The following is a 19,892-nucleotide window of genomic DNA, read 5'->3' on the forward strand; positions in this document are numbered from 1 at the left end:
GATCAAACGGGGAGGGAGAAAAGTGAATATACTGGAAGATGCAAAGGCCGTGGTTTTAGAACTGTATGCCAGTTTGTGCAGCAAAATAGGCGATCAACCATTAGAGAAGGTTGTAGAGGTGATTGGCCGGTCGAACCGTTTGTTTTTGGCAGGAACGGGCTGTTCGGAAATGATCCTCCGTGTCTTTGCCAACAGGCTGGTCCATTTGGGGTTCCGGGTTGGGATGATCGGCGATTTGATTTCACCTGTTCCTGAAAAAGGGGATACCATCCTGTTCAGCTCAAAATCGGGAGAAAATCCCGCTTTATTGAATGCCGCCCGAAAAGCTAGGCTCCACGGCATAAAAATGGTGGCCATAACGGCTTCTCCCGAATCAACTCTTGCAAAAATGGCGGATGTGACGGTTTTGTTGCCGGACGAATCGTCTGAATTTGAAAGCATAAAACAGGCCGGCCCCACCCCGGAAAGAATCGGAACCTTATTTGAACTGCTGAGTTTTTTGATTTATGATGTCATTACAGCATCTTTAATGAAAAAGCGCCAGCCTGAAAAAGTATGCCTGAAATAGAACGGGAAAGGATCAGGAAGAATATGAAACAACAAAGCGTGATTTTTTTTGATATAGACGGGACTTTGCTGACACATGAGAAAAAGCTGCCTGCCACAACCAAAAAAGCGATAGATAAGCTGAAAAGCGATGGCCATGTCACAGCCATTGCAACGGGCAGGGCCCCGTTTATGTTTGAAGATTTGCGGAAGGAACTCGGGATGGATACGTTTGTAAGTTATAACGGGCAATATGTTGTTATGAACGGAGAGGTATTGTTTAAAAATCCGTTAAACAGGCAATCGCTTGAAGAATTGACTGCATATGCCCTTTCCCACCAGCATCCGCTCGTCTATATGGACCATGAAGACATGAAAGCCAATGTGCCAAACCACGAGGATATTGAAAAGAGCATTGCGTCTTTGAAAATTGGCCGGTTGCCTGCGTATGACCCGCATTATTATAAAGGGCGGGAATTGTACCAGGCGCTCCTGTTCTGTTCAGAAGGGGAAGAGAAACAGTATGAACAGGCATTTCCGGATTTTGAATTTATCCGCTGGCATCCGCTCTCCGTCGATGTTTTGCCAAAAGGCGGGTCAAAAGCGAGAGGAATTGAAAAAATTGTTGAAAAATTGGGTTTTCCTCCAGAACGCCAATATGCATTTGGCGACGGGTTAAATGATATTAAAATGCTGTCCATGATTAAAAACAGTGTGGCAATGGGAAATGCGGAAGAAAAGGTAAAGGCCGCCGCCAAATACATTACAAAATCGGTGGAAGACATGGGCATTCCCCACGGCCTGCAAATTGTCGGGCTGCTATAACCTGTAAAGAGCTTACTAAATAGCGCTTGGTGAATAAGCACAACGCTTAGATTTGGCAAGGATGCTGACAGCTTTGGCAACCATTTAAATGCTAGGGTTTTACAACAAATCCGGTGAAAAGCTTGCACTCAAAAGCCAATTCAGATAAAATCACCCATTTTCGTAAAAAAATTCTGCTATATTTTGAGACAGAGCTTGCAGACAAACTCAGAAGCGAATTCGTTCAGCAAGCCCTAAATAAAGGTGTCACGTTTACTGTGGCAGGAATGTCTATGCCGTTTTTGGGCATTTAAAAAAACACACAAAAAAGAAGCGCCGGCAAAACTACTCCCTTCCGGGCGCTTCTTTCTCTTGGCTGATTTTGCTGAAGTATGCATATTCTGTTTCAAGTTCCGTCAATGTCAGGGTAAAAAGCTGCTTGTCATCTTCCCGATAGGCACCAAGGGCAATCAGCTGTTCTATCAAATATTGCCGTTTTTTCTCTATCGCGTGCCGCAGAAAATTTTTCAAATGAGCATCCTCCCATCCTTTTGGAGCATGATTTAAAACTCATCATATTTCCGTACGGGTTTCGATATGCGCAATTTCTTGAACAAATAATGAACATTGTGCCGCAATCCATTCTTTTTCATGATCCATTGTTGCGACATGATAAGAGTTGCGGAGCGGGATGATTTTTTTCCAGCTGGCATGAATATGCGCGGCAATATAATCTGTATTTTCAGGAGGCACGACATGGTCTTCTGTTGATTGGAAAAACAGTGCGGGGCAATGGATGGCGGAGAGGTTTTCCCGCGTTTCCCGCATCACGGACAGAAGTTCACGGATGGAAGCCACCGGCACTTTTTCATATGCAATTTCATGCACGCCTGCTGCTTTGATATCCGGCGGGCCCTCTTGAATAAACCGCCCTTTCGCCAGGCATTTTTCAAGTTCAGGGATGTTTTGGATAGCCGCGTTGATACACACTATTCCCTGGATATCCGGGTGTTTTTCCGCGAGATGCAAAGCCAACGTGCCACCCATTGACTGGCCGATAACAAAAATATCGCGGCAATGCTGTTTCAGCAACTGATAACCTTCTTCAAGGCTAGCAATCCAGTCTTTGTAAGTGCAGCGTTCCATTTCCAGGATATGCGTCCCGTGTCCCTTTAATCTTGGCGCGCAAACCGTAAACCCGTCCGCTGCCAGTGCCTCTCCCAAAAAGCGGACGCTCTGCGGGGTGCCGTTGAAGCCATGCGAGATGAGAATGCCCATTTCATTTCCTTTTATAAAAAAGGATTCTGCACCCGTAAGAACGGGATAGTTTTCATGCATAAAAAAGCTCCTTCCTAACGTTTATACGGTCAGTGAATTTAAAATGTTAACATAATTTTAAACCAATTAATCCTAGTTGTAAAGTATGTTTTATCGGTAAAATGACGCAGGATAGGTAAAAACCATTGTAAAAAAGGGCTAACTATAGTCCCGGATATGGAGCGGAAAATGCCTTTCAAGAATTTTTTTGAACGCCGGATCCTGGACATGCTGGAGCATATATGCCATGTTCGTAATCGAGTTGACACAGCCCATCGCCAGTTCATTTAAACCATACAGTTCATGTGCGGCTAATTTCATGATTCAACCTCCACTTTTTTTGAACCAACCTTATTTTGTTTTAAACGGGGCAGGATATACAGGAACGTTTTCATTGTTTTTTGCAATGGCCGGTGCTACTGTAAAAATGAAACCGTCCCGCAAATGGGCAGGAGGAGGAGAGGGTTGTGAAGACAGAAACTTTACGTTTAAAGGCGCATCAGGATGCTGAACTGACGGCGTACGTACTGGACGGATCCCCCGAGTTCAGCAATATCGGGGCGCGCCCGGGTGTGCTTATTTTTCCCGGTGGCGCCTACCGGTTTACCTCGGACAGGGAAGCGGAACCGGTTGCGATGGCATATTTGGCGGAAGGATTCAACGCGTTTGTACTGCGCTACTCGGTCGGGGAATCATTCCGTTTTGAAGCGGTTTTACAAGATGCGGAAGAAGCCATGGAGCGGATTCGCGACTATGCGGGGGCATGGCATACAGACCCTGAAAAAATTGCGGTTGCCGGTTTTTCTGCAGGAGGGCATCTTGCCGCCGCACTCGGTACGATCGGGAAAAATAAGCCCAATGCATTGATTTTAGGCTACCCTTGTATTTTGGATTCGATGAGCGGGAGCCTTGCTTTTCCGGTGCCGTCTGTTGACAAGGAAGTGACTGCCGAAACGCCGCCGGTCTTTCTGTTTTCAACGTTTGAAGACCAAACCGTGCCGATTGAAAACTCGATTGCCTTTATGCAGGCGTTGAATGCACACGGCATTCCATTCGAGTCGCATATTTTTCAAAAGGGAAAGCACGGGCTGTCTCTCGCCAAACCCCACACTTCAAACGGATTGAAAGCCAATGTGGATGCAGATGCGGCGCAATGGTTTGGCCTGAGCGTTTCCTGGCTTCATAAAGTGCTCGGCCAGTTTCCGGCTAATGCCTGATTGCGGAGATTTGACCGGCCGGAAAAACGGTTCCAGATTGATAAAATCAGAAAATTTTGCCACGCATAACTGGGGACGAGCGGCGCTGTATGACAAACCATTATGTAAAAATTGGGAGGTTTGCACATGTCATGTTTAAATGAAACCTTTGTATTGGAAAATGGGGTGGCGATTCCGAAAATCGGCCTTGGCACATGGCAAGTCCCGAACGGCGAAACCACTTACCATGCCGTATCCTTCGCTTTGAAAAACGGCTATCGCCACATTGATACCGCCTATGCTTACCATAATGAAGAAAGTGTCGGCAAAGCAGTGCGGGATTCCGGCATTGACCGGCGCGACATTTTTGTCACGTCCAAGCTGCCGGCGGAAATCAAGTCGTATGACAAAGCGCTGAAAACATTTGACGAAACAATGGAAAATCTTGGCCTTGAGCAGCTCGACCTTTATCTGATTCATGCCCCGTGGCCATGGAGCGAAAAGGGGGCCGATTATACGAAAGAAAATATTGAAGTTTGGAAAGCGATGGAGAAAATCTATGAAAGCGGGCGCTGTCGGGCAATTGGCGTTTCCAATTTCAGCGGTTCCGACCTGAAAGCCGTGATGGAAAATGCGAAAATCAAGCCGATGGTCAACCAAATCCGTTACTTTATTGGACATACACAGGAAGACGTGACAGCGTTCTGCCGGGACAACGGCATCCTGGTTGAGGCCTATTCGCCGCTTGCTACAGGAAAAATTCTGGAAAACGCCGAGATCCAAAAAATTGCAGACAAATACGGCAAAACACTTCCGCAAATCTGTATCCGTTACTGCCTGCAAAAAGGCGTGCTGCCGCTTCCAAAATCGACGCATGAGGCATTTATCCTGCAAAATGCGGATGTGGACTTTGAAATTTCCAGTGAAGATATGCAATATCTCGATCAGTTGAAAGAGACAGAAAAATAAACGGAAAGAAAAAGGCTGTTCATTTGGACAGCCTTTTAAATTGTATCGAAGCTGATTCCGAAGCGTGATTAAGTGCAACCGTTCTTTTTTCATATTATAATGGTTACAAAAGAACAAAGCTGTTGTTTACAGAAAAGGCATAACAGGAATGTTGGCGGCAGTCTGCTGTAAATCACTGGAAAGATTGCCCGGCCGGCACATGCTGTTTGAAAAAAATAGAGAAATCTGCGAACTTTTTACCGGCATTGAAAATATACAGCAAAGAACCAGGGGGAGCATAAATGAAGATTGTTGCACTTTCGGGCTCGCGCGTCGGCTCGAAAACAAGAACAGCGATGAACTACGCGGTAAACGTGATCCGCGGGAAATATCCAAACGCGGAAGTCACGCTCCTTGATCTGGCGGATTACGATGTGCAGTTCAGCGATGGGCGCCATTATATGGATTATGAAGGGGATACAAAATTTGTGGCGCAAACTGTCATGGACGCGGATGCGCTTATCATCGGCACGCCGGTTTTCCAGGCATCGATTCCGGCAACATTGAAAAATGTGTTTGACCTGCTGCCAGAAAAATCACTTCGGGATAAGGTGGCAAGCATCATTGTCACGGCTGGCTCACCGAAACATTATTTGATTGCCGAGCAGCAGATCAAACCGATTTTGTCTTACATGAGGGCCCAAATTGTCCAGTCTTATGTTTTTATCGAAGAAAAAGATTTTTACCGGAAAGAAATTATCAATGAAGACGTCCTCTTGCGGATCAGCCGGCTTGTGGAGGACACAGTCATGCTTACGGAAACGTATGCAAAAATAAAAGAAGCAAAAGAAGCAGCGTACACCTCCCGTGACTAAAGCCTCACGTGGATGGATCAGAAAAGGGCGGACAGCTAAAACTGTCCGCCCTTTTCTGGCTGAACGAGAGAATGCGACAAAAAGCGGAAGTTTTAAGAGATAAAGTTTCCTGTTGGTTAACTTTTTCCATCAAAGTCAACAGATAATCCATCGACAGGTATAAGCGAAGGAAATACAATGACGTTAAGAGGTGAACAGGATGAATGAACTGAATATTAGCAAATGTATCCTCCGCAAGCGAAAGAAAAATTACACCGGAACAGCCAAAAGGTTCTGTATTCAAGTGGAAAACGGGCAAAACTTTCCCCTGTTTTATGCAACGTAAATATGTGGAGTTATTAATAGAGAAAGGAGGGCACCAAATGTTACCATATTTTTTAACGAAAAAAAGACAATTTATACTATTGATGTTGAGCCTATTGCTTTCAATTGTTTTTTATTTTTTTATCGGTAAAGATATGGCTTTTCATCTTAACGGATATCTGCGCCCAGACTTTAGTGTAGACAAAAAATGGGCCTGTTTATTTTTCCTGCTGCCATGGTGATCTGTCTTTTTTTTAAAGAAAAATATATCATTCCGAAATATTTTTTCTGTATGTTTTTCGTGATTCATTTATTCATTTTATTCATGACAGTGCTAATTCAACTTTTACCTTTCCTTTAAAAAAAGTGAAACTCAACCGTCTTCATCAAAGTCAACAGATAATCCATCGACAGGTAGAGAGACAAGGAAATACAATGGCGTTAAGAGGTGAACAGGATGAACGAACTACATATTGGCAAATGCATTATCCGCAAGCGAAAGGAAAAAGGCATTACACAGGAACAGCTTGCAGATTACATGGGTGTTTCAAAAGCCTCTGTATCCAAATGGGAAACAGGGCAAAGTTACCCGGACATTGTGATTCTCCCCAAGCTGGCAGCCTATTTTAATATTACCGTCGATGAACTACTGGGCTATAAGCCACAACTTTCAAAAGCGGAAATTAAAAAAATCTATCACAGGCTGTCGGAAGAATTTGCCCGGAAACCGTTTGAAGAAACTATGGAAGAGGTCAACCAACTTGTAAAAGAATACTACGCCTGTTTTCCATTCTTGCTTTCAATCGCGCAACTCTTAATGAACTACGCCAATTTGGCAAAAACAGAAGAGCAAAAACAAGAAGTTTATACGTTTTGCATTGATTTGTGCCGCAGGGTAAAGGAAGAGTGGGCGGAAATTGGCGATTTAAAAACAGCAAACATATTGGAGGCGCTTTCCGAAATTGCGCTGGGGCATTATGACCAGGTTATTTTGCTGTTAAAAAACAGTTTAGCTCCGTATATGGGGGGAAGATGTGCTCCTCATCCAGGCCTATCAAATGAGAGGAGAGGAAGATCAGGCAGCCAGAACAGGGCAAATTTTCCTTTTTCAAAACATTTTGAGTACCTTACAGCTGTTGGTCCAAAACTTAGCCAGGGAGATGCAGGAACCAGCAAGATTTGAAAGAACGTACCGGATGGCAAAACACTTGATAGACGATTATGAATTGAAAAGCATCGGCACAAATGCTGCATTTACGGTCCATATTGTGGCTGCGCAAGGGTTTATCCAGCATCAGCAAAAAGAAAAAGCGCTTGAAGCCCTGGAACAATATGCAGAAACGGTTTGTAGCATCCCATTTCCTTTTAAACTGAGGGGAAACCGTTATTTTCCGGATGTCGAGCAATGGATAGAAGAAATAGGAATGATTGGTACCAACAGCCCGCGTGACGATGAAAGCATAAAAACGAGTTTCCTTTCACTGATTAAGGAAAATCCCGTTTTTGCAGTTCTCCGGGAAGAAAAAAGATACCAAAAACTGGTGAACGATATTCAATATAAACTGGGAATCGGCCGGGCGTAACTTCTCTGTTTCAATTGCAGCGGCTTGCAAAAGTATTTGGATAAATATAAAAATATTCAGAAAAACGTTTTTTCTCTTGATCATTCCCTCCCTGTCCATGTAAAATAAAAATAGCAAATAAATGTTCTCGTTTTTAAATTTGGGAGGGAGTGCCTTGTCTTTTTCATTTATCCATGCGGCTGATATTCATTTGGACAGCCCTTTGGCCGGCCTGGAGCAATACGAGGGGGCACCAGTGGAAAAAATCCGCGGTGCAACCCGTGAAGCATTTAAAAATTTGGTGGATGCGGCGATTGAACGGCAAGTCCATTTTCTCATCATTGCCGGCGATTTGTATGACGGCAACTGGAAAGATTACAATACCGGCCTCTTTTTCACAAGCCAGATGTTGCGCCTGCAGAAAGAAGGCATTCCTGTTTTCCTCATCCGCGGCAACCATGATGCGGCCAATTTGATGACGAAATCTCTGAAACTGCCGGAGAATGTCCACGAATTTCCGGTAAAAGCGCCGGAAACGGTTACCCTTGATGCCCTTGGCGTCGCCATTCACGGGCAAGGTTTTGCACAACGGGCAGTGGAAGAAAATCTTGTGAAAAACTATCCGCCGAAAAAAGAAGGCTATTTCAATATCGGCATTTTACATACAAGCGCGACGGGGCGTGAAGGGCATGAAAATTACGCGCCGTGCACGATAGAAGATATGATGGAGAAGCAGTATGATTATTGGGCGCTCGGCCATATCCATATGCGGGAATTGCTCCATCCGCATGATCCGGTGATTTTGTTCCCGGGCAATATCCAGGGACGGCATATCCGGGAGACAGGAGAAAAGGGCTGCACCTATGTGGAAGTAAAAGACGATACGATTGAAAAGTTGGAACCCATCCCGCTTGATGTGTTGCGCTGGACATTATGCCCGGTTGATATGGGCGACATCGAAACGATGGACGGGCTCATGGACGCGGCCCGCAGTGCGCTTGAAAAGGCATACGGGGAAGCAGACGGGCGTTACTTGGCGGTGCGTTTTGAATTGGCCGGCGCAACGAAAATGCACAGGGAACTGATTGCAAAAAAAGACCTCCTCTTGAACCAGCTGCGTTCCATTGCGCTTGAGACAGGTTTCGGTGAAATTTGGGTGGAGAAAGTAAAAATCAAAACAACAGGACTGAACGATGCCGATGCCTTTTCCGATGAACAGTCGCCAATCGGGACGGTGCTAAAATTTATCCGCAGCACGGCCGAAAATGAAGAGATGCTTGAAGCGCTGCTGGATGAGTTCAGTGATATCCGCCAGGCCATTCCGCATGAACTGAAAGAAGGGGAAGACGGGTTTGATTTTTCCAACCCCGGCCTGATCAAAAAGCGGATAAAAGATGTGGAAGACTTCATTCTTTACTCCTTAACGGAAACGGGGGCGGAAAAGGCATGAGATTTGATTATTTGAACCTGCTTGCTTATGGGCATTTTACAGACCAGATGCTTTCCTTTGATCCGGAGAAAAACTTCCATCTGCTGTTCGGGCCGAACGAAGCCGGAAAAAGCACAACACTCCGCTCGATTACGCATTTTTTATATGGATTTCCGCAAAAAACGAACGACGCTTTCCTCCATGGCAATACGAAATTAAGAATTGAAGGGCTTTTGCGCAACACAAAAGGGGAAGCTCTGCAGTTTACCCGCAGAAAAGGGAAAAAGAATACGGCACTTGGTCCGGACGGCAACCCGGTCCCGGAAAATACGGTCGCCGCTTTTTTAAACCATATGCCTGAATCCCAGTTTTTAAATATGTTTGCCCTTGACCATGTCCGTCTCCGTGAAGGTGGCGAAAGCCTTTTGGAAAGCGGCGGCAATGCCGGGGAAAGTTTTTTCACAGCCGCTTCGGGCATCAATGTGCTGCGCCGGGTTCTCGAGAACTTCGACAAACAGGCAGGCGCACTGTACAAAAAAACCGGTTCCGTCCCTGAATTAAATAAGCTGCTCAAGCGGGAAAAAGAACTTTCGAAAAAAATCAATGAGCAGCAGCTGAAAGTACAGGCATGGAAAGCTTTTGAGGCGCGTTACCGGGAGTTGGAAAAAGAACTCGGCCGCCTCACCGCAAAAATTAAAACGCTGCGCAGCCAAAAAGAACAGCTGCAACGGGTCAAATGGATTTTGCCGAAGATCGCAAACCGGAAAAATCTTTTGCAAAAATTGGAAGCGCTCGGCGATGTCCCGGATCTTCCGGATAATATTGCCGAAGTCCGTGCCGAAGCGGAAAACAAATGGAACGCTTCCCGGGCAAACTTGGACAAAATTTCCCGGCAACTGGCGGGCACCGAAGCGGAAATGAAAGAAATCAGCATTCCGGAACACATTTTGGAACAGGCTGCCGCGATTACCGGCCTTTACCGCCAAGTGCAACAGTACGAAGACGATGAAAAAATGCTGCCTGAGCTCGAAGGAAAAAAGCAGCAGCTCCAAGCCCAATTGATGTCCGTTATGAAGGAGATCGACCCGGACCGTGCAGCAGTTGAAAATATAGAACATTACCGGCTGCCTTCCGCCCAAAAAGAAATGATTCGCGAGCTTTGCAAGCAAAAGCCGTTGCTCGATCAGGCTTATGAATCATTGAAACGGGAAGGCGAAAAACTGGAAAAAGAGCTGGCAAAGAAGCTGGAAGAATTGGCTGCCTTGCCTGATCTGCCGGACGTGGAAAAACTGGAAGCCGTCCTGACCAAGGTGAACCGTGTGGGAGACGTGGAAGCGGCGATACACGAGCTGGCCGCGGAATGCCGGCAAAAACAGCGGCAAGTGGAAGAAGCCGTTCGTGCTTTGCCGTTATGGGATGGCGAGGCGGAAGAACTTGTCAAACTTCCGGTGCCCGGTTTGGAAGAAACGGTGAAAAAGTTTGAAAAAGAAGCGGAGCAATTGACGCGGCAGCTGGATTCGGTGCAAAGCCGGATTTCCCGGTTGAAAGAGGACATCGAAGCTTCAGAAGAAAGCATCCGCCGGCTTGATTCCATTGCCGAGATCCCGTCCGAAGAAAAGCTGTCGGCCGTCCGTGCCTTAAGGGATGCCGGCTGGCAGCTGATCCGCACCAAACTTGAAACCGGCCATTGGCATGAAACGGCTGAAACGTATACAAAGGGAGAGCCGGCCGCGTCGGTTTATGAGAAACATGTCCTTGAAGCTGACCAGATTGCGGATACGATGCGGCTGGAAGCGGAAAAAGTCGGCGAGAAGAATAAACTTTTAGCCGATATTAGAAAGTTCCGCGGGAAAAAAGAACAGCTTGAAAAAGAGAAATCAGGACTTGAAGAAGCTTTGCGTGCGTGGGAATCCGCCTGGCAAAATCTTTGGGCGCCGGCGCAAATCCGTCCGCTTACGCCTGGAGAGATGCGGGAATGGCTGCAAAAACACACGCAAATTAAAAGCTTGATGCAGGATTATGAGAAGGCGCAAGAAAAAATGCGCGCGCTTCATGATAGCCGTGCGGACTGCTGCAATGCGCTATCTGCCGTGCTGAAAACATTTGCCGCCGTTTCAGAAGGACAGCCGCTTGCGGAACTGGTGAGCCTTGCAGAAAATGAATTGAAACGAGTCCGCAATCTTGCAGCAAAGAAGGACAGCCTTGAAACGGCCATCCGCGATTTAAAAGAAAAACGGGAAGAAATGCAAACGGAGAAAGCGGAAATCGGGAAGAAACGCGAAGCATGGCTGGCAAATTGGTCTTCGGCTGTCGCGGGCACGGCAATATTGGAAGAGGTGCCGCCGGCGGTTGCTGAATCCCTGCTCGCCCGCTATGAAACATGTATGCAACTCTATGATGCATACAACCAGACTGAAAAAGAGCAGCAAGCCGTCACTGAAAAAATGGCGCGCTTTGAAGAAAAAGTGCAGCATATCCTTGAAACGGCCCAACTTCCATTGAGCGGGGAGAATGCTGCGGTTGCCGTAAGCCAGATGTATCAGCTGTTGCAAAATGCCCAACAGGACGATGCCGCTTTGAAAAAGCTCAAACGCCATTCAGAGGACTTGGAGAATGAGAGAAAAGAAGAAACAGAAGCACTGGAAGCAGCTGAAGCGGTTTTAACAGAACTTTTCCAACAGGCAGGCTGCAGCACAATTGAAGAACTCAAGCAGATTGAAACAGCTTTCCTGCTGAAAAAAAGTTTTGAAAAAGAAATCCGGCAAATCGAAGCGGACATGCTGGATGCGGGTGCCGGTAAATCACTGCAGGAATTGCTTGATGAGGCGGCCCGGTTTGATGCAGATTCGATTGACGCCGATTTGGCGGAAACCGGGCGTGAACTTGACCGTTTGGAAGCCTCGCGTTCCGAGGTGGAGCAGGAATATGGGGCGGTCAAAAAAGAATACGAAGAACAGATTCGCGGCGCCAACATGACAGCCATTGAAGCCGGCCAGGAAAGGGAAAGCGTGCATGCGCAAATCGCCAGTTTGACGGAGCAATATATCCAGTTGAAACTCGCTGCCGCTTTGCTGCAAAAAGGGATTGAATTTTACCGGAGCCAGAATCAGAATCCGATTTTAAATCGTGCGGGTGACATTTTTGCGCGGCTGACACTTCATTCTTTTGACGGGTTGGCGGTTGATTACAACGAGCAGGACGAGCCTGTTTTAATGGGCGTGCGCAGTGGGGAGAATGTGCCGCTGAACGGGATGAGCGATGGGACGACCGATCAGCTGTATCTGTCCTTACGTCTTGCGAGCATTGAAAAATACGCAGCTGAAAACGAGCCGCTGCCGTTCATTGTCGATGACATCCTCGTCCATTTCGATGACGAACGTTCAAAAGAAACATTGAAAGTATTGCTCGAACTTTCCAGCTGCACGCAAATCATCTTTTTCACGCATCATCAGCGCCTTGTCGACATGATGCAGGAAATCGCCCCGCCGGAAGCCGTCCAATATTTGGCTTTCCACGGGCAGAAAGTTGCCGTGCATTAAACAGGGCTTGCTGAACAAATCCGTTTTGGCTTTTTACCCGGCCCGTTCAGCAAGTGCTGCAAAGTTTGCCCAAAGTTTGCCATCGATAGAAAAGCTATAGGCTGATTTTTTTCTATCCATGGCTGCGGCTTTTGAATTAAGTTTTTTCCGCATTCTTGCATGTTGGCTGGAGCCTAAGTCCATGGCTTTTGCCCATTTAGCAGAGCAAAATAAAAAAGGCCCCGCTTTGTGTGGGCCTTTTTTTCACATCAGGAATTGGTGGAAGGATATTTATAAAAGCCTTCTCCTGTTTCTTTTCCAAGTTTGCCTTTGTCAATGTAATCCGTTTTCAGCAAGTCTGCTATTTTTCTATACAGTTCATCGCCGGTAGCTTCTGCTTTTGCCAAACTAATATTGTAGGCGGTGTTGATGCCGACCACATCCAGAATTTGGAATGGTCCGGCCGGGGCGCCTGTTGCAATGCGCCATGTTTTGTCAATCGTTTCCGGATCGGCAACCCCTTTTACCAGCAGCATTTGCGCTGCTTCCAACAGCGGTACGAGTAATGAGTTCAGAATATAGCCCGGCTGCTCTTTGTGCAAAGGCAGCGCTACCATGCCAATTGCCTCTGCGAATGCGATCACATCCTGAAACGCTTTTTCACCTGTACCAGGATGTTTCATGATTTCCGCTGTATTGTTTTTCCAAATTTCATTGGCAAAATGGAGCGCCAGAAATTTTTCCGGGCGGCCGGTTGCTTCTGCAAACTGGCTTGGCAGCAGGGTCGATGAGTTCGTTGCAAAGACCGTTTTTTCTGGTGCCAATTTTCCGAGTTTTTGGTAAAAGTCCGTTTTAATGGAAACCACTTCCGGAATGGCCTCAATGACCAGATCGGCATTGGCTACAGCTTGTCCCAGATCATCAGAAAAAGAAATTCTATGATAGGCTGCGTCCACTTCTTGCTCTGTTGCACCAAGATCTTTCTGGTATCGGGCCTTCAACCCGGAAATTCTTTCTTTTGCCTGTTCGATTGCCTCGGCAGAAATATCATAAACATATACATGAAAGCCTTTAAAAGCCGTTTGATAGGCGATTTGGCTCCCAAGTACACCGCTCCCTGCTATTGTGATATTTTGAAAGTCCATAACCATACTTCCTCGTATAATAAGTTTAAATCCAAAGTGGATGTCAATTTCCAGTTCATTCTGCTGCTCATTGACAAGTGAATATAAGATTTTGTATTCCGGGCGAGCCCGGAATACAAGTTCGGACTTGGACGCTTCGCGATGTTCCCGGATAATGGTCTTAGGATCGTTTGGGTCAATGCTTCCCCTCCTTGTAGCCTGACTACTCGAAAAGTCTGCATCCCCAGGTTCTTGCTTGAACGTCTAACCCGTAGGCCGTTCCTCCGGATCTCCGTGCTGGAAATGAGCAGTTCCAGGCAGCCCACGGCCCGGATGAGTTCTCATACGCGAGGCTGACAGATCGGCAAGCCATCTGGGGATATCCCGAAGCGTCCGATTCCATCGATCCCAATACAGAGAGGAGGAAATCATATGCCCTTATTTGTCGGTATTGACGTGAGCTCCAAAAACCTCGATGCCTGCCTGATGGATGGAATGGGGGAAACGTTAGCCACCCAAACGGTGACAAACAATCTTCCCGGTGCCTCTGAGTTAAGAGACACCATCCTCCAACATGCGGAGGCGGATGACACCATCCAGATCGCCATGGAGGCCACATCTGTGTATAGTTGGCACCCGGCAATGTTTTTCCATGAAGATCCCGAGCTGAAACAGCGTCGTACAAAGGTGTTTACCCTGAATCCGAAGCTGGTGAGAAATTTCAAAAAGGCTTATGCCGAGATGGACAAGACCGATCCCAAAGATGCCTGGGTAATTGCGGACCGCTTGCGTTTCGGGAGATTGCCGAAATCCGTGATTCAGTCAGAACAATACCTTGCCCTTCAACGGTTAACACGGATGCGCTATCACCTGATTCAAAGTTTAACCCGGGAACAACAGGTATTTTTGAATCATCTGTTTTTCAAATTCAGTGCCTTTAACCTTGAAGTGGATACATCGGTCTTCGGCCATGCCATAACGGAATTTTTGCTTGAGGCCTATAGCCTCGATGAAATTGCCCAAATGCCTCTGGAGGACTTAGCGATGTATCTCCAGACCAAAGGCCATGGCCGCTTTAGCGATCCCGAGGATTTGGCCGCATCCATCCAAAAAGCTGCCCGGTCCTCTTACCGGCTTTCTAAATGTGTGGAGGATTCGATTGACTTGGTCCTGGGCAGTTCTATTGAGATCATCCGGCATCTTAAACGCCAAATCAAGGATTTGGATAAGGCGATTGCCCGCGTTCTTGATGGAATCCCGAATACCCTCCAGACCATTCCGGGAATAGGCCCGGTGAGCTGTGCTGGGATTCTCGCTGAAATCGGCGACATTGAGCGCTTTGACGACCAAGCCGCGATCGCAAAATTTGCCGGATTGTTCTGGCCCCGCCACCAATCGGGTGATTTTGAGGCTGATGACAAAATGCTTGCGCGTACAGGCAATCGTTATCTCCGGTATTACCTGGTTGAGGCTGCCAATCTGGTCCGGCGACACGAACCTGAGTACCGCGCCTTTTACCAAAAGAAATATCGTGAGGTGCATAAGCACTCACACAAACGCGCCCTCGTCTTAACGGCAAGAAAACTGGTGCGCCTGATCGATGCGCTGCTCCGCAACGATCAAATTTATGCGCCGAAAAAGAAGGTGACGCGATGAGGTAACCAGGTAACCATCATCGATAGCCTGAACTTGAAAACTTCCAGATTATTCCAATTATCTGGAGGCTTAGTTCAGTATTGCCATTTTTATGACATAGAGCCAACAAAATTTCCAATTCACTTGTTTTTAACCCTTGACATCACACCGTAGGACTTTCCTATTTTATGTAACCCCTTACATATCCATCGTATCACCGTATCAATAGAGCGTCAAAATAAAAGATGCATATAAAATGAAAGAAATTTTGCCGTTTTCCCCCCACTGTAAAAGTAGGGCTTGCTGAATAAGCAAAAGTCCTAGACTTGGTAAGGATACTGACAGCTTTGGCCGAACTTTAAATGCAAGGGTTTTATAAAAAATGCAGGAAAAACTTTGCACTCTAAAGCTGATTCAACATACAGAGAGGACAGAATAAAGCATTTTCGCAGATGCATTCTCCTATGATATTGAGGTAGAGCTTGCTGACAAATCAGATACAAGCCATAATCGGATTCGTTCAGCAAGCCCAAAGTAGTTATCGTTCTTCCTGTGGAAAAACGGAAGTATATTTTATATGTAAATTTGGCGTGCTGGCGCTTGTTTTCCGGGTAATTTGCCATTCACAAAATCGTAAATTTCGCCAGGAGAAAAAGCTTTACTCTTTTTATTAAGGTGATATAATATGGGTTGCATTTAAAAAGAACGGACAAAAAAGCCCGCAAAATGAAGAAGAGAGGTCTTATGGAAATCAAAGCTGTCAAACTCAAGCAGAAGTCTACTTTTTACCTGAACAGATACTTAACGGGGGATTCTATAGATTACCGGGAAGTTATTGGCATTATTATCCCGGTTTTGGTGGACCAGGCGTTTTTGATCTTAATGAGTTTTCTCAACACGGCGATGATCAGTTCTGCCGGCGTCAGTGCTGTCAGTGCCGTGAACATGGTAGATTCATTGAATATTTTTCTTGTCAACGTATTTATCGCAATTGCAACCGGTGGAACGGTGATTGTTGCCCAGTATAAAGGAATTGGCAATAAAGAAATGGTATCAAAAACAGCGACACAGGCCATTTCTGCCGTTGCCATTTTTTCCGTCGTGCTTGCCGCGTTTGTGATTGTATTCAACACGCCGACGCTCAATTTACTGTTCGGGAAAGCAGATGCAGCCGTTTTTCATAATGCGAGAATTTATTTGATTGGCAGCTGTCTCTCATATCCTTTTATTGCGATTTTCCAGGCGGTACTGGGCGGTTTGCGCGGCGTCGGGGATACAAAGCCATGCCTCTGTTTGTCGCTGTTTATGAACTTAACGAACACCGTGCTCAATGTTGTGTTTATTACCTTTTTTCATATGGGTGTCGCCGGCCTTGTGATATCCATTTTATGTGCAAGAATTTTCGGCATGATCGCTTCCATTTTTTATGTCATGAAGTACAATGAGTCGGTTCGTTTTAAAATAAAAAATGCGCTTCACCTCGACTTTTCATTATTGAAGAAAGTGATGTTTATCGGGATCCCGTTTGCGGCGGAACAAATCTTTTTTAACGGCGGGAAACTGCTGACGCAGACATTTATTGTGCAGCTCGGGACATTGGCGCTGACGGAAAATGCGATCGCAAGTTCAATCACGCTGCTCTTCCAGATTGGACCGAACGCGCTCAGCATTGCGATTGTCACGATTGTCGGACAATGCATGGGCCGGCGGAATATCGTTGACGCGCGGAAATTTGCAAAGTCGTTTATTGTTATGTCTTCGCTGCTTTATGTCGTAACGTCAGCGGTTCTTTTGCCGTTTTTCCCTGTCATGATGAAGCTGTTTAATCCGCCTGAATCGATTATTCCGACGATCTTTACGATTGTCCTGATTTCTGCAGTCGGGCAGCCGCTGTTATGGCCGCAAAGTTTTATTATGCCGGCCGCGCTCCGGGCAGCAGGCGATTCAACATTTACATCGGTGGCTTCGCTGTTGTCGATGTGGCTTTTGCGGGTCATACTCGGTTATATTTTAGGGATCACATTCGGTTTTGGCATCACTGGCATCTGGGTTGCGATGATTGCCGAATGGGGCGTACGCGGGCTCATTTTCATGAACCGCTTCAAAGGTGCCAAATGGTATGCGCATAAACTGGTTTAACGACGGAAAGTAGTGCGGTCGCCCGCACTGCTTTTATATTTTCAAAATTTGAAAGCGTTAACAATTTCGACACAGCTTTTTCCGGATGCCCGTGCTATACTACAAGTGTAAGGAAGGAAAGCCCTTAAAGTTTGGGATTGCAGGAGACTCAACCATCCCGATTGGTTCCGTCTTCACGCGTATATTTCGAAAAGCCCGGAACGGTGAGCGCAACCGGTTCACGAAAAAGGAATTGGCGAATGTACTCCGCCCGTTCAGGCAGCTGAAAAGCAAACCTTTTGCCGGAACATAAACGATTGCCGAAAAAGTGATTTGAAGAATCATGGAAACTCCAGGCACTTGAGTAACATGAATGAAAGCAATTGGGGAACCTGTTTCCGAAGGTGAAAGTTTTCGAAGAAAGTTTTCAAAAAGGAAAAGGCCGCAAAGCAATTCATTCATGAGAAAAAGTGCTGAACAGTCAAATGAAATGTCAATGAACTTTCAGGCAAAAGAATATGGAAAGGCAAAGGAAAGCCGGATCAGTAACGGATCTTTTAAGGCACAAGCTTTAAAAGAAGCAAATCTTAACAAAGATTTGGATCTGTAACGGAGCCGACGACAGGCATCCTGATAACATCACACTCCGGCAGCCGGGAAAAGGCTGAAAACCCAATTCATACATTGGGGAGTGTACTCCCCGAAGGTGAAAATGTATACAGGATGCGGCATGGTTGGGTCCCCTGTAATACCAAACTAAAGGCAGTGCGATGAAGGACCCGTTCATCGCACTGCCTTTCATTTGGAAAGCATACTGTTTCAAGAACAGGATTGCCGGGGGACAAAAGGGGTGATCCGTGGTTGGAAATGTTTTTTAACGGCTTTCCGAAAGAAGTCTCCCATCCTCAAGGAATGTGGAGGTGCGAATCGCACCAATGAGTAGGTGGGAGATGAATTTCGGTTGGCTTTAGCCAAAGTTATTTTTCCAATCCTTTTTCTCAACAATTCTAAGATTGCGGCTTTTCTAGTTGGAATCCCATTTTCTTTTTGATATTGCTCCAATTTTTCTAATATCGTCTTAGGCATACGAATTTCTACACGTTCTTTCTCTTCTCTCATGATTATCACCTCATATTGATTGTACGGATTTTTTACGATATAATCAATATATACGAAATTTTTCCGCACAAAGTGAGGTGAATTGATATGGCCAAGCAAAACAAAGCTTTCAAGTTTCGTTTGTTACCAAACAAAGAACAATCCGCATTATTAGCTAAGACATTTGGTTGTGTTCGCTTTGTCTACAATAAGATGTTAGCTGAACGCAAAGAAACGTATGAAAAGTTCAAGGATGATAAAGAATTGCTTAAAAAGCAAAAGTTTCCGACTCCTGCAAAATATAAAAGTGAATTTCCATTCCTAAAAGAAGTGGATTCTTTAGCTTTGGCAAATGCACAAATGAACTTACAGACTGCTTATAAGAATTTCTTTGAAGGAAATGCGGATTTTCCAAAGTTCAAAAATCGTAAAGCAAAACAATCCTATACAACTAATATGGTCAACGGAAATATTAAGCTAGAAAATGGTCATATCAAACTGCCAAAAATCAAAAAGCCAATAAAAATGAAACAGCATAGAGAGATACCTGCTGATTATAAAATCAAATCTTGCACTATTTCTAAAACAAAGACAGGCAAATACTACATTTCAATTTTGACAGAATATGAGAAAGATATTCGTCCAGTTAAAATACAGAAAGTTGTTGGTTTGGATTTTGCTATGGATGGTCTATATGTCGAGAGTGAACAGGGTAAGAAAGCCAATTACCCACGTTACTATCGGCAAGCCTTAGATAAATTAGCAAAAGCACAACGAATTCTTTCTCGAAGAAAGAAAGGTTCTGCACGTTGGAACAAGCAACGACTAGTAGTGGCTAAGTTACATGAGAAAGTGGCGAACCAACGCATGAATTTTCTTCATCATAAGTCAAAAGAATTAGCTTCTAACTTTGATGCTGTCGTGATTGAGGACTTGAACATGAAAGGGATGTCTCAAGCCCTTCACTTTGGGAAAAGCGTTCACGACAACGGTTGGGGGATGTTCACTACTTTCTTAGCGTATAAGCTAAAAGAACAAGGGAAACAACTTGTGAAAATTGATAAGTGGTTTCCCTCCACTAAGAAGTGTTCATGTTGCGGCAAGGAAAAAGAAATGCCATTATCTGAACGTGTATATAAATGTTCTTGCGGCTTTGTATTAGATCGCGATCACAATTCAGCAATCAATATCAAAAATGAGGGATTACGCTTATTAGCGTTATCATAAGTAACAAAACTCTTGGAACAAGAGGGTTAGCTCGGTCAGTTTTCGTTGGCTAGTAAAAGCAACGATAAGTCGAGAAGCCCCCACTTCAATCAAACCGTAAGGTTGATAAGTGGTGGGTAGTTCACTCAGGGGAAACAGGTCGGGCTGCAGTGGTCAAAAGGACAAAAGTGCGTTTGGCAGCAGCCGAAATAT

Annotated in this window: 20 protein-coding genes; 13 read left to right on the forward strand and 7 right to left on the reverse strand. The window is 45.6% G+C overall.

The genetic code is table 11. The features are described 5' to 3' along the window. Positions 1-22: 22 nt before the first annotated feature. Entirely contained in the window at positions 23-568 is a 546-nt protein-coding gene (locus NST20_RS03120) for an SIS domain-containing protein (RefSeq protein ID WP_046721240.1), read from the forward strand. A gap of 23 nt (positions 569-591) precedes the next feature. Beyond that, entirely contained in the window at positions 592-1,371 is a 780-nt protein-coding gene (locus tag NST20_RS03125; protein WP_342400050.1) for a Cof-type HAD-IIB family hydrolase, read from the forward strand. A gap of 324 nt (positions 1,372-1,695) precedes the next feature. Here the strand turns inward: NST20_RS03125 and fbpA are convergent, their stop codons facing one another. The 3 genes from fbpA to NST20_RS03140 form a co-directional block, all read right to left on the reverse strand. Then, positions 1,696-1,881: a Fur-regulated basic protein FbpA gene (gene fbpA, locus NST20_RS03130; protein ID WP_342400051.1), complete on the reverse strand. Its 186-nt coding sequence runs from the start codon at positions 1,879-1,881 to the stop codon at positions 1,696-1,698. 42 nt (positions 1,882-1,923) lie between these two features. Continuing rightward, on the reverse strand, positions 1,924-2,688 hold the full coding sequence (locus NST20_RS03135; protein WP_342400052.1) for an alpha/beta fold hydrolase: 765 nt from the start codon (positions 2,686-2,688) through the stop codon (positions 1,924-1,926). Positions 2,689-2,826: 138 nt separating this feature from the next. Next, positions 2,827-2,988 carry a hypothetical protein gene (locus NST20_RS03140; protein ID WP_235430878.1) on the reverse strand — a complete coding sequence of 54 codons (162 nt, stop codon included), beginning with the start codon at positions 2,986-2,988 and terminating at the stop codon, positions 2,827-2,829. A 146-nt stretch (positions 2,989-3,134) separates the two neighbouring features. Here NST20_RS03140 and NST20_RS03145 point away from each other — a divergent pair, with 146 nt between their 5' ends. The 8 genes from NST20_RS03145 to NST20_RS03180 all read left to right on the forward strand — a co-directional run bounded on the left by NST20_RS03145 (position 3,135) and on the right by NST20_RS03180 (position 12,519). Next, positions 3,135-3,884: an alpha/beta hydrolase gene (locus NST20_RS03145; protein ID WP_013858544.1), complete on the forward strand. Its 750-nt coding sequence runs from the start codon at positions 3,135-3,137 to the stop codon at positions 3,882-3,884. A gap of 126 nt (positions 3,885-4,010) precedes the next feature. Further along, positions 4,011-4,832: an aldo/keto reductase gene (locus NST20_RS03150; protein ID WP_342400053.1), complete on the forward strand. Its 822-nt coding sequence runs from the start codon at positions 4,011-4,013 to the stop codon at positions 4,830-4,832. A 281-nt stretch (positions 4,833-5,113) separates the two neighbouring features. After that, a complete protein-coding gene (locus NST20_RS03155) occupies positions 5,114-5,686 on the forward strand; it encodes an NADPH-dependent FMN reductase (protein WP_342400054.1) in 573 nt (190 codons plus the stop codon). A 362-nt stretch (positions 5,687-6,048) separates the two neighbouring features. After that, complete coding sequence (locus tag NST20_RS03160) at positions 6,049-6,231, forward strand: hypothetical protein (protein ID WP_342400055.1); 183 nt, start codon at positions 6,049-6,051, stop codon at positions 6,229-6,231. Positions 6,232-6,446: 215 nt separating this feature from the next. Then, positions 6,447-7,172 carry a helix-turn-helix transcriptional regulator gene (locus tag NST20_RS03165; protein WP_342400056.1) on the forward strand — a complete coding sequence of 242 codons (726 nt, stop codon included), beginning with the start codon at positions 6,447-6,449 and terminating at the stop codon, positions 7,170-7,172. A 13-nt stretch (positions 7,173-7,185) separates the two neighbouring features. Beyond that, positions 7,186-7,572, forward strand: a complete 387-nt coding sequence (locus NST20_RS03170; RefSeq protein WP_342400057.1) for a hypothetical protein — start codon at positions 7,186-7,188, stop codon at positions 7,570-7,572. A gap of 154 nt (positions 7,573-7,726) precedes the next feature. Further along, positions 7,727-9,001 (forward strand): DNA repair exonuclease, encoded by a 1,275-nt coding sequence (locus NST20_RS03175; RefSeq protein ID WP_342400058.1) that lies wholly within the window; start codon positions 7,727-7,729, stop codon positions 8,999-9,001. After that, positions 8,998-12,519: an AAA family ATPase gene (locus tag NST20_RS03180; protein ID WP_342400059.1), complete on the forward strand. Its 3,522-nt coding sequence runs from the start codon at positions 8,998-9,000 to the stop codon at positions 12,517-12,519. The genes NST20_RS03175 and NST20_RS03180 overlap by 4 nt, the downstream gene beginning before the upstream one ends. Positions 12,520-12,552: 33 nt before the next feature. Here the strand turns inward: NST20_RS03180 and NST20_RS03185 are convergent, their stop codons facing one another. From NST20_RS03185 to NST20_RS03195, 3 genes are all read right to left on the reverse strand, one after another. After that, positions 12,553-12,702, reverse strand: a complete 150-nt coding sequence (locus tag NST20_RS03185; protein ID WP_342400060.1) for a hypothetical protein — start codon at positions 12,700-12,702, stop codon at positions 12,553-12,555. 65 nt (positions 12,703-12,767) lie between these two features. Then, complete coding sequence (locus NST20_RS03190) at positions 12,768-13,643, reverse strand: 3-hydroxyacyl-CoA dehydrogenase (protein ID WP_017551025.1); 876 nt, start codon at positions 13,641-13,643, stop codon at positions 12,768-12,770. Beyond that, the gene (locus tag NST20_RS03195; protein ID WP_342400061.1) at positions 13,619-13,822 is read right to left on the reverse strand and encodes a hypothetical protein; all 204 of its coding nucleotides are present in this window, start codon (positions 13,820-13,822) and stop codon (positions 13,619-13,621) included. Before NST20_RS03195 ends, NST20_RS03190 begins: the two co-directional genes overlap by 25 nt. A gap of 232 nt (positions 13,823-14,054) precedes the next feature. Here NST20_RS03195 and NST20_RS03200 point away from each other — a divergent pair, with 232 nt between their 5' ends. Together NST20_RS03200 and NST20_RS03205 are read left to right on the forward strand one after the other, a co-directional pair. Beyond that, on the forward strand, positions 14,055-15,278 hold the full coding sequence (locus NST20_RS03200) for an IS110 family transposase (protein ID WP_237349286.1): 1,224 nt from the start codon (positions 14,055-14,057) through the stop codon (positions 15,276-15,278). Positions 15,279-16,001: 723 nt separating this feature from the next. Further along, positions 16,002-17,396 carry an MATE family efflux transporter gene (locus NST20_RS03205; RefSeq protein ID WP_013858554.1) on the forward strand — a complete coding sequence of 465 codons (1,395 nt, stop codon included), beginning with the start codon at positions 16,002-16,004 and terminating at the stop codon, positions 17,394-17,396. Positions 17,397-18,194: 798 nt separating this feature from the next. Here NST20_RS03205 and NST20_RS03210 read toward each other — a convergent pair. Further along, the gene (locus tag NST20_RS03210; RefSeq protein ID WP_265115615.1) at positions 18,195-18,494 is read right to left on the reverse strand and encodes a ribbon-helix-helix domain-containing protein; all 300 of its coding nucleotides are present in this window, start codon (positions 18,492-18,494) and stop codon (positions 18,195-18,197) included. Between the two features lie 87 nt (positions 18,495-18,581). Between NST20_RS03210 and NST20_RS03215 the strand changes: the two genes are divergently transcribed. Beyond that, positions 18,582-19,700, forward strand: coding sequence for an RNA-guided endonuclease TnpB family protein (locus NST20_RS03215; protein ID WP_014095882.1), 1,119 nt, complete (start codon positions 18,582-18,584; stop codon positions 19,698-19,700). Positions 19,701-19,892: the final 192 nt, after the last annotated feature.

Origin of the sequence: Weizmannia sp. FSL W8-0676 (assembly GCF_038593015.1) — a bacterium.
Taxonomy (GTDB): domain Bacteria; phylum Bacillota; class Bacilli; order Bacillales; family Bacillaceae_C; genus Weizmannia; species Weizmannia coagulans.